12 protein-coding genes, 1 tRNA gene and 1 pseudogene are annotated in these 12,435 nt (G+C 57.9%); 7 read left to right on the top strand and 7 right to left on the bottom strand.

Translation table 11 applies throughout. The features are described 5' to 3' along the window. Nucleotides 1–58 precede the first annotated feature (58 nt). The 4 genes and pseudogenes from IDL90_RS07050 to IDL90_RS07060 form a co-directional block, all read right to left on the bottom strand. Nucleotides 59–1,306, bottom strand: a pseudogene (locus IDL90_RS07050) (ABC transporter substrate-binding protein); the annotation flags it as partial. After that, nucleotides 1,306–1,944 (bottom strand): N-acetyltransferase, encoded by a 639-nt coding sequence (locus tag IDL90_RS07055; protein WP_187994906.1) that lies wholly within the window; start codon nt 1,942–1,944, stop codon nt 1,306–1,308. The gene IDL90_RS07055 and the pseudogene IDL90_RS07050, both read right to left, overlap by 1 nt. Continuing rightward, a complete protein-coding gene (locus IDL90_RS11870) occupies nt 1,931–2,224 on the bottom strand; it encodes a DUF5652 family protein (protein WP_398401927.1) in 294 nt (97 codons plus the stop codon). The genes IDL90_RS07055 and IDL90_RS11870 overlap by 14 nt, the downstream gene beginning before the upstream one ends. Then, entirely contained in the window at nt 2,221–2,415 is a 195-nt protein-coding gene (locus IDL90_RS07060) for a hypothetical protein (RefSeq protein WP_187994907.1), read from the bottom strand. Before IDL90_RS07060 ends, IDL90_RS11870 begins: the two co-directional genes overlap by 4 nt. Before the next feature lie 536 nt (nt 2,416–2,951). On the opposite strand from IDL90_RS07060, the gene IDL90_RS07065 reads away from it, so the two are divergent. The 5 genes from IDL90_RS07065 (at nt 2,952) to IDL90_RS07085 (ending at nt 9,415) form a co-directional block, all read left to right on the top strand. Next, complete coding sequence (locus tag IDL90_RS07065) at nt 2,952–3,464, top strand: PadR family transcriptional regulator (protein WP_223175250.1); 513 nt, start codon at nt 2,952–2,954, stop codon at nt 3,462–3,464. A 24-nt stretch (nt 3,465–3,488) separates the two neighbouring features. Further along, the gene (locus tag IDL90_RS07070) at nt 3,489–6,233 is read left to right on the top strand and encodes an HAD-IC family P-type ATPase (RefSeq protein ID WP_223175251.1); all 2,745 of its coding nucleotides are present in this window, start codon (nt 3,489–3,491) and stop codon (nt 6,231–6,233) included. Between the two features lie 53 nt (nt 6,234–6,286). Beyond that, nucleotides 6,287–7,729, top strand: a complete 1,443-nt coding sequence (locus IDL90_RS07075) for an MFS transporter (RefSeq protein ID WP_182141126.1) — start codon at nt 6,287–6,289, stop codon at nt 7,727–7,729. Further along, a complete protein-coding gene (locus tag IDL90_RS07080; protein ID WP_182141125.1) occupies nt 7,722–8,951 on the top strand; it encodes a M20 family metallopeptidase in 1,230 nt (409 codons plus the stop codon). The genes IDL90_RS07075 and IDL90_RS07080 overlap by 8 nt, the downstream gene beginning before the upstream one ends. Before the next feature lie 113 nt (nt 8,952–9,064). Continuing rightward, nucleotides 9,065–9,415: a hypothetical protein gene (locus IDL90_RS07085; protein WP_182141124.1), complete on the top strand. Its 351-nt coding sequence runs from the start codon at nt 9,065–9,067 to the stop codon at nt 9,413–9,415. A 53-nt stretch (nt 9,416–9,468) separates the two neighbouring features. On the opposite strand, the gene IDL90_RS07090 is transcribed toward IDL90_RS07085, so the two are convergent. From IDL90_RS07090 to IDL90_RS07100, 3 genes are read right to left on the bottom strand one after another with little or no spacing between them, the layout of a single operon-like run. Beyond that, entirely contained in the window at nt 9,469–10,077 is a 609-nt protein-coding gene (locus IDL90_RS07090) for a DsrE/DsrF/DrsH-like family protein (RefSeq protein ID WP_182141123.1), read from the bottom strand. Nucleotides 10,078–10,114: 37 nt separating this feature from the next. Then, on the bottom strand, nt 10,115–10,432 hold the full coding sequence (locus IDL90_RS07095; protein WP_182141122.1) for a TusE/DsrC/DsvC family sulfur relay protein: 318 nt from the start codon (nt 10,430–10,432) through the stop codon (nt 10,115–10,117). Nucleotides 10,433–10,465: 33 nt separating this feature from the next. Continuing rightward, a complete protein-coding gene (locus tag IDL90_RS07100) occupies nt 10,466–11,713 on the bottom strand; it encodes an NAD(P)/FAD-dependent oxidoreductase (RefSeq protein ID WP_187994909.1) in 1,248 nt (415 codons plus the stop codon). Between the two features lie 145 nt (nt 11,714–11,858). On the opposite strand from IDL90_RS07100, the gene IDL90_RS07105 reads away from it, so the two are divergent. After that, nucleotides 11,859–12,167 carry a Dabb family protein gene (locus IDL90_RS07105; protein WP_182141120.1) on the top strand — a complete coding sequence of 103 codons (309 nt, stop codon included), beginning with the start codon at nt 11,859–11,861 and terminating at the stop codon, nt 12,165–12,167. A gap of 122 nt (nt 12,168–12,289) precedes the next feature. After that, a tRNA-Pro gene (locus IDL90_RS07110) sits at nt 12,290–12,366 on the top strand. Nucleotides 12,367–12,435 lie beyond the last annotated feature (69 nt).

Raw genomic sequence — 12,435 nt, forward strand, 5'->3', positions numbered from 1 at the left:
ACCTGGGGTGCCACCACCCAAACCTGGTTAGTGAGTCGAACCGAGTAGTCCGCAGCGCCTAGTTGCTCATCGGTGCGGCAGCAGCGGTTAGCTCAGCTTGGAGTCCGGCCACATCGGATGCGCCCTGCGAGAACTTCGCGACTGCGTCATTCATTGCGTTCGAGACTGCAACTGGCGTTGCGGCCCCATGCGCAATCGAGGACACGATTGTGTCTTCAGCGAATGCCTTCATCGCGTCCTGCTGGTACTCACTGAACAGAGCAATATCATCTGCGGTCAGATCAGAGCGAGCAGGGATGGAACCCTTGATGGTGTTGAACGTGATCTGGCCTTCCATGCTGGAGATGGTCTCCATCCATGCTTCAGCGCCCGCTACGTTCGGCGCGCCGACTGGCAGTGTGAATGAATCAGCAAGGAAGTCGAACATGCCTTCAGTTCCCGGAACCGGGAATGCCAGGTAGTCGGTGCCGTACACCTTGTCAGCGGCGCCAAAGGCAGCAATCGCCCAGTCACCCATAACGTTGTAAGCGGCATCTCCGCTGAGCACTGGGTTCAGTGCCGGCTCCCAGTCCTCATTGAGGTAGGACTTGTCAGCGAGGTCGATGATTGTCGCGAACTTGTCGAGAGCAGCCGTTACTTCAGGTCCGTCCCAAGCGGTCTTTCCGTCAAACAGACCGGTGTAACCATCCGCACCGAGTTCGGCCATGAGCACCGTCTCCAGAAGTTGAAGCTGGGTCCATGCCATGCCAACGGTGATCGGAATCTTGCCGGCAGCCTTGACCTTCTCCATGTCGGCAATCCAGCTGTCGATATCAGCTGGTACCTGGGCCGGATCAATACCGGCTTCTTCCAGTACGGCTGGGTTCGCCCAAACCACATTGGCGCGGTGAACGTTCGTTGGAACCGAGTAGATCTTGCCGTCGACAGTCAGACGATCGATCAGAGTTGCCGGGAAGGCCTCTCTCAAGTCGAACTTGTCGTAGAGGTACGACACGTCCTCGATCTCCAGTGCATCGATGTAATCAGACAGTTCCGCGCCAGCGTGGGCCTGGAAGCTGTCCGGTGGGTTCTGTGCCGCTAGGTCTGCTGCAAGTTTCTGTTTGGCTTGTGAACCGCCACCACCAGCCACGGCAGCATTCACGAATGTGAAATCGGGATGCTGGGTGTCGAACACCTCAACGAGTGCTTCGAGGCCGATCTTCTCTGAGCCAGCCTCCCACCAGGTTACGACTGAGACATCGCCGCCGCCGCCTTCTGCCGCGCCGCCGCCAGATTCCTCACCAGACTGGTCTGGCGTGGCAGTCGCTAATCCCCAGTGGGGCGCAGCGCAGGACGCACCATAATGAAGACGGTTCCGCCCGGAATCGCTGTTAGTGTCTCAACATGCTCAAAGCCGTAGCGTTCATAGAGGCGTCTGCTTCCAGCTGTTGTCGACTCCAGAAAAACGGGCATTGGGTCTTCGTCGACTACGGCCAGCCGATTTCTTAGAAGGGCAGACCCAATGCCTTTGCCACGGGCTTCGGGAGAGGTGACGATATCTCGGAAGTACCAGTGCGGCTGAGCTGGTCGGCGCGACTGGACTGCTGCGTCGTGGGTTCGACCTCTTCTGCCCGAGGACGTAATTGTGGCTGTGATCCGCTCGACGGCTTCCGCAAATGCGTGTTTGGTTGGAGTGGTTGCACCCGGAGGTAGGTAATTGAGTGCACCTAGAAGGGGGCCCGAATCCATGCGGGCTACGTCGACGTACCTATATCCCCCGGCCTCGAGTTCGGACTTGAAGCCGGATTTCACCGTCCTCCTCCGTCGTTGCTCATTGGGGACGATCGCAGACCATACGGGGTCAGGGGCAAATGCATCGGAGAACAGTTGAGCAATCGCTTCTGTGTCGTCGTAGCTCGCAGACCCGAAATGAACCTGCGAGCTGCGGGAGCTACTTTGACTCATTATGTGGGTTTGCCCTCGGGTGAGTAGAGAGGTAAATAGCGGGCAGAACACCCAGACTATTGAGGACAGCGAGAGGGACAACCCACCCTTTGTCTCCCCGCTTCAATGCTCGGCGTAGCGCCACGACCTTGAGCGCCAAATCCGCGGTGGCGGCAATTCCAATCGCCACACGGACGCCGCTGGGAATGCTGTGAGACAACGAGTGACTGAAGGGTGAGCATATGAAGGGAGCGCGGTGATGGCAGACGCAGGCACAGTCTGTCCCTTCTTCTACTTTCATGCCACACACGGGGCAGACGTGGACGTCGCCGTGGCCACCGCACCCGCATGCGCAAGCGCCTGTGTCAGAGACGCAAGGTCCGTGCCCGCAGTTGCAGTCTTCAGGCTCACAGCCGCAGTCATCTTCACAGTTGCAGGGCATTGCGTTTTCCCCGCAACAGTGACAGCCGTGGTTGCAACAAGCACAGTCATCCTCTTTAGTCGCGGAGCAGGTCTCGCACCTGCACTTTTCACAGTCGCAGGTACTCTCCGGTGAAGTCTCTCCGAGGATATCTGTTTCGGTATCGGCCATGATCGCCTCCTATTTGGAGCGGTTGCAGATGCAACGCAACTCCGGTTGACCTAGAGAAAAGTCTACGCTTCACCGCTCGAGTCCGGTAGGAGATGCACTGTCCAATAACCAATAGCGATATATCGTTGACAAGAAGACGGAGTGCATGTAACGATATATCGGTAACGTGTTCGACAACGTGTCGTCACATGCAAAACAAAAAGGAGGTCTCATCGTGAGACTACGAGAGAATGTATACGCAATGGCCCCATACCCCCATGATGGATTCGGAGGCCACGGTGGTCACCATGGTGGACCGCAGGGGCGCGGAGGTTGTGAAGAGCGTGGCCACCACGATGGTCATTTGGGCCGCGGTCACCGCGGAGGAGGACCCCGGGGCAACGGTCCAGGTGGACCTGGAGGTCCACGGCGTGGAGGCCGAGCGCGGCGCGGAGACGTGCGGCTGGCACTGCTTTCACTGCTGGCGGAAGAAAGCGGAAGTGGCTACGCCCTCATCAAGAGGATCGAAGAGAAGACCGGTGGAGTGTGGCGAACGAGTCCCGGGTCGGTGTACCCAACTCTTTCCCAACTGGTAGATGAGGGGTTCATTGTTGCTCTGCCTACGGGGGGAGGGCGAAACGACTTCGAAGTCACCGATGCGGGACGGGAGTTCGTCGAAGAAAACACGGAAAAGATCGCTTCCATCTGGGCCGGAGACTCCGATGATTTCGAGGGCGCCAAGGCGCTGCGCCATGCGGCCCACACTCTGTTGGGCAAGGTTCGTGAGTTGGGCGTAGAAGGTACCCCGGAACAGATTGCTGAGGCAACCAAGCGCCTCAACGCGTTGGCAACCGAGATAGGCGAAATTCAAAGACTAGCTGAATTGTCAACGGGATGGAAGAGTATTGAATACTCTCGGCAGCGAGGCAGGCAGGTAGTATCGGACGGCAGTAGTGCTCCTCTAGGCTGAAGGCTTGGAAGAGAGGTCCAACAGATGACAATAACTGCCTCGCTGCCGGACTCCGGTGGCATGGGTGTCCGCTCCGACGGGGATGACATCAGGTACTACTCACTTACGACTAACCAGGTGCTGGTTGAGCTCGACTCCACCCAAGGTGGCCTCACTCAATCGACAGCAGAAGCGCGGCTGCAACGGTACGGACCGAACGCCCTCGAAACCAAGAAGCGTAAGCCTGCGATCCTGCGGTTCTTAGCCCATTTCGATGACATTCTCATCTACATCCTGCTTGGGTCAGCTGGATTGAAGGCAATAATCGGCGATTGGGTTGACTTCACCGTCATCCTGGTGGCTGCAGTCGCGATTGCGCTAACTGGATTCATCCAGGAGGGGCAGGCTGAGAATGCCCTCGAAGGCATCAAGAAGATGTTGTCTCTTGAGGCCGAAGTGCTTCGGGATGGTGCCTGGGAGAATGTCCCGGCAGAGGAGCTCGTTCCCGGGGACATTATTCGTCTTGCTGCCGGGGGTAGAGCTCCTGCCGATTTGCGGATACTTGAGTCCACCAATTTGCGTGTCGACGAGGCCGCCCTGACGGGGGAGTCTGAACCCAGCGAAAAGGACAGTCGCCCGGTGGGCTCGGATGCGGGGGTGGGGGATCGTTCCTCAATGATCTTCTCTTCAACCATCGTCTCAAGCGGCAATGTTGTCGGGGTGGTTACCGCCACCGGGATGAACACTGAGATTGGTCGCATCACCAAAATGGTGGACGACGTCGAGGAGATGGACACTCCTCTGTCACGCAAGCTGGCGAAGCTGGGGAAGTACATCGCGATCGGTATCGGCATTATTGCCGTCGTCATGGTTCTCATTGGCCGGATCGTCCACCACATGGACATTGATGAGCTGATTTCTGCTGCCATAGGCTTCGCGGTTGCTGCTGTACCTGAAGGTTTGCCCGCGCTGGTGACGATTACCATGGCGCTAGGTGTCAAGCAGATGGCCTCCCGCAATGCAATCACCCGCAAGATGGCGTCGGTGGAGACACTGGGAGCTGTCACCACAATCTGTTCGGACAAGACCGGCACTCTGACGCAAAATGAGATGACTGTTCGTGAGGGAACAACTCGTGACCAGGCGTTTCAGGTTAGTGGAGAAGGGTATTCTCCCGATGGTCAAATCATGTTTGACGGCAAAGAGATCGACGTATCGAGGACTCCGGGACTCACCGCGCTAATAGAAGCGGGAACCCTTGCCAGCAATGCTGAGATCACTAAGAGCAACGGTGAGTGGACACTGGTGGGGGCGCCAACTGAGGGTGCCTTGACCGTGCTGGCGCAGAAGGCAGGCATCCCCAATCAGACGAAGCGTCTTGCAGAGGTGCCTTTTGACTCCGAACATAAGTTCTCGGCTTCGCTGGATGAAATGCCTAACGGGCGCCTCGTCATCCATGTCTACGGAGCACCGGACAGGATCCTGGCGCGTTCGACGCAGGAGACAGATGACCAGGGCATTACCTATTCACTGGACGAGGACGCCTGGGAAGCACGCAACGCTGAGCTATCGAGCCATGGTTTGCGCGTCCTCGGCGCAGCCTCCAAAGATGGGCGTGGAATCGATCCCGAGACGTTCAGCATTGACGATTTGAGGGGTCTGACCTTCCTTGGGTTGTTCGGAATCGTTGACCCGCCACGTCCCGAGGCCGTCCAAGCTATTAAAGAGGCGCATGACGCTGGTATCTGCGTCAAGATGATTACGGGTGACCACGCTGGCACTGCGGTCGCGATCGCGCAGGAGCTGGGAATTGCGCCAGATGGTGACGATCCGCAGGCCCTGGCGATTACCGGCAGCGAAATTGAGGCGATGAGCCAGGATGAGCTCCGTCAGCGCGTTCATGACGTGAACGTGTTTGCGCGGACCAGTCCAGAGCATAAGATCCGCATTGTTCGAGCACTCCAGTCTCGTGGAGAGATTGTGGCAATGACCGGCGACGGAGTTAACGACGCGCCCTCGATCACAAGGGCTGACGTTGGTGTCGCTATGGGAATCAAGGGCACCGAAGCAACAAAAGAGGCTGCGGACATCGTCCTTGCGGATGACAACTTCGCGACCATCGAGAAGGCTGTCGAAGAGGGACGGCGAATCTTCGACAATATCCGCAAGTCCCTTGTCTTTCTTCTTCCAACAAACGGCGCGCAGTCCCTCGTGATTTTGGTTGCGGTTGTTTTCGGCATCTCCATGCCACTTTCCCCGGTGCAAGTCTTGTGGATCAACCTGGTTACGGCGATAACGCTGTCTCTGCCACTCGCCGCGGAACCCGCCGAGCCGGGCATCATGCAACGGAAGCCAAGAGACGTTAACGAGTCGATTCTTCCTCGCGCGCAGATCAGACTGATCGCACTGACTTCATTGCTAATTGGTGGCCTGAGCCTCGGTGTGTTCCTCTACGGTCAAAGCCACGGGCTCACGCACGCTCAGGCGCAGACCACTGCCGTGACGATGCTTGCCTTTGCGCAGTTGGCGTTCCTGTTCTCATCCAGGTTCCTCAACACGTCCGCACTGACACGGCAGGTACTTGTTGGGAACCGTCTGATCTGGATGGCTGCCGGGGCTCTGGTGGTGCTGCAGATGATCTTCATCTACACGCCTTTCATGAACTCCTGGTTCGGGTCGGCGCCCATTGGCTGGCGTTCATGGCTGCTCGTCCTCGTTCTGGCCTTCCTGACCTTCCTTTTTGTGGAGGCGGTGAAAGCCATTTCGCGGAAACTAGAGAAGACTCCCTAACGCAACGGTGGCGTCAGTCATACGCATCATGTGCTGGGACCTAAACTCTGTATATGACATCAGATGCACAGGGCCAAGTTGCGCCAGAGCCGGACGACGGTGGGATAAAGAGTAAGAGTGCCGTCGGATCGGTCCTGATCTTTCTGGTTTTTGTGGAGCTCACCAGCGGTTTCGTGCAGGGCTTCTACACCCCACTTCTTCCCGATCTCGCGAAGCACGTCGGCGTCTCCGGTGAAGCCATGAACTGGTTCCAAACCGCGCAGGCCATGGCCGCGGCAGTTCTGGTACCACTGATGGCCCGGCTGGGTGACATTCACGGGCCCCGCACAGTCCTACGCGTGGCGATTGTTGCTGTTCTGCTTGGAACGATAATGATTGCGGTATTTCCATCGTATCCGCTTGTGCTGTTGGGGCGGATCTTTATCGGGCCGCTGGGAGTGTGGCTACCACTCGCGATCGCGATAATCTATGTGCGAACAGCCGGGGGGTCCGCGTCAAGATCAATCAGCATCATCTCGGCATCGCTGATGGGTGGCATCGTGCTCGGGACAGTGGCGGCGGGTATCGCCCAGGATGTCATGTCGAGCCTCGTGGCCGCACTGCTCATTCCCTCTGTGATGGTTGCACTCTCTGCCCTGGTGGTTTTTCTGAAACTGCCCGAGGACGTGCGCCTCTCAGCCGGGAAAATCGACTGGGTTGGGTTTGTTGGCCTCGGCGCCTTCCTAGTCGCCTTGATCTTGGCGCTCGCATTTATCGGACCTTCACATGCGAAGACCTCATTGGCGCTCTTCGCAGTGACGGTGGCCTTGTTCGTGGGCTGGGTGTGGTGGGAACGCAGGACCAGTGACCCGGCCATTGACTTTGGACTGGTTGTTTCCAAGTCGATGGGACCTCTCTATGTCGCGGCCTTTGCCATGGGCGCGGTGATGATTGACGCGCCGCCCAACCTGGCGGACTTCTTGAGCCGCGACCCTGAAGTCTACGGCTACGGATTTGCGGCCTCGTCGGATGTCCTTGCCGGAATGATCGCCTCAATGCTGGTATTTGCGACTGCTGGAGCCCTAGCGTCAACCTTCATTGCCGCCCGACTGGGTATGCGCACCACGCTGCTTGGTGCGGCACTGTTGGGAGCCGTTGGCCAGGGATTGCTGATACCCATGCCGCACCTGGTTGCAGCGTTCTGGGTGTCGGGAATACTCACTGGGTTCGGCCTCGGCATCCTGGTTGGCGCACTTCCCGCCCTTGTGTCACACGCAGCGCCAGCCGGTCGAACCGGCATTGCCAACGGCATCTACTCCGCCCTTCTCGCAATGGGAGGTGCGGTTGGTGGGGCCGTCTTCAAGCAAGTCCTGGTTGCATTCCGCGACGAGCAGCGCATGACAGAGCTGGGTGGATACACCATGATCTGGGCCATCAGCATTGCACTGTTCCTGTTGACAGCCCTCATGATGGCCACGGTTGAACTACCCGACAAGAGAAAGCAAGTCCATGAGTGATCGCAAAGTAGCACTGCCTGACTTCGCGGGCGAGGCCGCAGAAATCCGCGACGAACTGGTTAGTCTGCGGCGCGCCATCCACTTGGAGCCGGAGATCGGCCTCGACAACCCCCAAACCCAAGCCAAGATCCTTGATGCACTTGAGGGGCTGCCGTTGGAGATAACCCTGGGTAGGGGACTGTCTAGCGTGACGGCGGTGCTACGCGGTGGCAAGCCGGGCCCAACAGTGTTGCTCCGGGGAGACACGGATGGTCTCCCAATGCACGAGCAGACCGGTCTGTTTTTTGCCTCTACGGGGGACACCATGCATGCGTGCGGACATGACCTGCACACCGCAGGACTGGTTGGTGCTGCAAGACTGCTCAGCGCCCACCAGGATGATTTGCCCGGAAATGTTGTATTCATGTTCCAACCGGGTGAAGAGGGTAAAGGCGGGGCTCAGATCATGCTTGACGAGGGTGTTCTTGACGCATCGGGCGAACGTGCCATAGCGGCCTACGCGATCCATGTTGGACCCGGCCCCCGCGGAGTGTTTGCAACAAAGAACGGTTGTGCAACAGCCGGGTCTAACCAGATGTACGTGACGATCAGGGGACGTGGCGGTCACGGGTCCTCTCCCCATCTAGCCCTCGACCCCGTGCCAGTTGCGGCCCAGGTCATCTTGGCCATTCAGTCTTACGTGACTCGCATGATGAACGCTTTCGATCCAGTGGTCGTATCTGTGACGCAGCTAAGTACCGGAGAGAACGCGGTCAACGTAATTCCTGACGCAGTGACCTTGGGTGCGACGATCCGTACGCTCACCGCCCAGTCACTCGCGCAGGTTCGTGAGGGCTTGGAGCAGGTGGTTCGCTCAACGGCAGCAGCATATGGGTGCGATGCGGACTACGAGTTCCTAGTCCTTTATCCCTCGACGATTAACGATGACCTCACCACCGAGGATGCGGTCGTGGACATGCGCAGCCAGTTCGGTGATGAGAGGGTAGCGATTATCCCTTCCCCCATGATGGGCTCTGAAGACTTCGCTTTTGTCCTACAGGAAGTGCCGGGTACTTTCGTGGGGTTGTTCACCACGCCCCCCGAATTGGCTGGTTATCCGACGGAGTTCAACCACTCACCCCGCGTCATCTTCGATGATGCAGTTCTAGGTGATCAGGCGGCGGCGCTGGCAGCCATGGCCTACGGGAGACTTCAACGGGCGGCACAAGACACGGCCGAATAGCGAAGAGGAATGGGACTCTGGGAGTTCCTCGCAAGGGAACCCGACCAGACAATACATCCCACCAAGTCGTAGACTGAATCCAAGTCGACTCTATCCCTAGGAAGGGAAACACCATGGCAATTGATGCGAACCCAGAGGCAGTTGAGTTTGCCCGTCAGCTGATCGAGGACGGACGCTACGTCCTCGACCAGCACGGAGACTGGGATCAGGTCAACCCTGACACCAACGAGCAGGATAATTTTGTTCGTGAGCATGGCATGAAGGCCTACGGCAACTGGCACCTTGGTGTCAAGGTCGGCGGTTCCTACAACGAAAAGTCTGTCTACAGCTTCCCGTATGGCGACTTCCATAAGGTCTACCGTTCGGGCCTGATTGCCGCTCAGGAACGTGCCGCTCAGTACCACCACGGTGCAGTTGAGCAGGCCGCGAAGGATCTGCTGGCGATGCTGCCTGAGGGTGAGTAGTTCCACCGGGTTTTAGTGCCCGCATCCCCTTGGGGTGCGGGCACTTGCCTGCCTTAGACGAAGATGATCTGCGCGCCCTCGGACAACTCAATGAAGTCAGCGGCCGAAATGATCCCCTCCACACCCGGATGCAGCATTGGTTTCTTGACCTGCATCATCTCTGCAGAGAGCTGGCAGGCATACATGTGTGCGCCCATTGCTGACAGGTGGTCTAAGAACTCGGGAATGGTGGGTATGTCCTGTTCAGCCATCATTGACTTGAGCATCTTGGTGCCGAATGCAGTCATCCCAGGAACTCCGGCAAGCATCTGCGGGAACCCCATCGTCGCACCGCCGCCAACGAACCGCTCCATCTGCGGCATGTGCATTGCGGTGTTGCCAGCGTAGGAGAACTTCAGGTCATCCATCGTCCTGACATCGATGATGTCCAATCCCCAGAACGTAAAGAAATAGTCGACTTCAATTCCCTCGCTAAGCGCGGCATTGCCCATGATCAGTGCTGGATAGGCCATATCCAAGTTTCCTTTGGAGCAGATGAAGCACATCTTGCGCGGTCCCGAGGATCCAGGCGAGGATGCTCCGCCCTCGCCTACCTGTGATTTCTCTTGGTTGCTGCCACCACCAAAGTCGGGGATCAGGTTGCCCTCTTCATCAATCGGCATAATCTCTTCCTTTCAAAGCGTCAGTTAGGGGCGACAGTCACACGCATGCCGTGGGCTTGGATCGTCCCGCAATGTAAGCCAGCTTCTTTGCGGGCTTGCCGGGGAACAGTGTGAACAGTGTCTTGATGTCGAAACCGCCGACCTGCTGCATGCGCCGCAGGGTGGGGGACTGGCCCTGTTTGAGGGCGTCCTCGCGTACAAACCTGATCGCACGCCAGTGTTCGTCCGTCAGTTCTTCCACCCCGGCTTTCTGTGCGAAGACGGCTGCAAGGTCCTCATCCCACTGGTCGGGAACAGTAAGAAACCCTTCCTTGTCGACCTCGATCAGTCGCCCGAGAAAAGTATTGGTTGGCATGATTTGTCCTCTTCTGTATGCGCCAAAATCCGACTAGCGAGCGTCCTCGGGAACAATTTTTCCATCCATCTTCATATCCGCAGAAAACGGTAGCGGCCGCCCGGGTAGCAACATGTTCCAATAGACCAACTCAAACCCCATCTTTGAGGCATGGTTCAGGTACGACGGGCCCAACAGGCGTAGGGCGGGGACGCCGTAGATCGGGAAACGTCCCGGTAGAGGCTCCTGGTCGTAGTTGAAGTCCAGGAGCAACGCTTCCCCACGTCCTGACTCAATGAAGCAGTTCGCGTGACCATCAAAGCTGTGGGTGAGCGGAAGGTCTTGAACCGCTGCCACCAGATTGGGGACGAGGGCGTCCATCTCGAAATGTGCAACGGACCCGGCTTTTGAGGTCGGCACATTGGTGGCATCCCCAGCGCACCACACGTTCGGGTCCGCCACAGCCTGAAGGGTGTGCTTGTTGACTTCGATAAAGTCGGCCTCATCAGCCAACCCACTATCTGCAGCAACCTTGGACCCGTGGTTCGGGGGTACCGTTGCCAGAAGGTCGAAGTGTACGCGCCGCCCATCGTAGGAAACAAGCTCGGCGCGTTCGTTATCGATGCTCTCGATCTGGAAGTCCGTAACGACTTCGATGCCACGTTCAGCGAGCAGGTGCCCAAGCGCCTCAGATGCCACGGGTTTGGTGAACGCGCCATCCAACGGAGTCACGAAGACGACGTCAACGTCGAAGCCGCGGCCTCGTTTGCGGAGGTAGTCCTGGGCTAGCAATGCGAACTCCAGTGGTGCGACAGGGCACTTGATGGGCATTTCGCAGACGTTGACGACGAGGCGCCCTCGCTTGAGTTCTTTGAGCTCTGCCTTCAGCCCCTCAGCCCCCTTCAGGGTGTAGAAGTCGAAAACCTTGTCGTACCACAGGGAGCCGTCTTCCATTCCGGGTACGAGGTCGGGGCGCGGAACGGTGCCGGTGGCGATGATGAGCTGGTCGTAGGGCAGTCGCTCTCCGGATTCGAGGACGACCACCTGCGCATCGCGATCTATCGCGACAACATCTTCTTGGACGAAAGCGGCGCGTTTCGGCAAGAACTTTCTGCGGGACTTCGTGATGCGCTTTGCTGGCATCATCCCGAAGGGCACGAAGAGGAATCCTGGCTGGTATTCGTGGTCGTTGTTTTTGTCAACGACGGTGATGGTCCAGTTCTCGAAGACCTTCTCTTTAGTAAGCATGTTTGCCGCCATTGTGCCGGCTGTTCCCGCGCCCAGAACAACGATGTTCTTCATCTACCCTCCCCGTTGATAGTGCTGGTCGAATCATATACTCGCCAGGGTATTCAGAATAGAGGTTTGGGCCGTGCTTTCTGAGCGCATCGCCAGGTGCTTCCGTCGCTCTGTAAAGTGGTGGGTATCAACCTTGAAAGGGAGCGTCATGTTGCGACATGTTGTTATGTGGAAGATCTCAGGCGAACTGATCGGTTCGGGTTTGCGGCGTGAGGATGTTGCGCAGACACTTTCCGATGCACTAGCGGACCTGGTTGGGGTGGTGCCGGGGATCATCTCGCTGACAGTGGGCCCAAACTGCGTCAACGCTGAGGGCAACTGGGACTTCGGCTTGGTCGTTGACTTTGAAACTGAAGAGGACATGCAGGCATACGCTGTCCATCCCGCCCACCTGGAAGTCGTCAGGCAGATGCGCGCGGTTGTTTCTGAACGTGCGGCGGTTGATTTCTGGATGTGATCTACTTTGTGACCGACCCGGCGATTTCTGGTGCAAGACTTCGGTCCCATTGCCGGTATGATGGTCGTCGGCAGTCGTGAGAGTGCCGCAGGTTCTGGCCCAGGTCGGGACCGAAAATAGTTCGGGGCGTGGCGCAGCTTGGTAGCGCACCTGTTTTGGGAACAGGGGGTCGCAGGTTCAAATCCTGTCGCCCCGACCATCAACCCCTCTGATCTGCAAGAATGCGGGTCAGAGGGGTTGCTCTTTACGGAGCGGGTCTGGCCATAGC

This window comes from Schaalia sp. JY-X159, assembly GCF_014525425.1.
In the GTDB taxonomy this organism is placed as follows: Bacteria; Actinomycetota; Actinomycetes; order Actinomycetales; family Actinomycetaceae; genus Scrofimicrobium.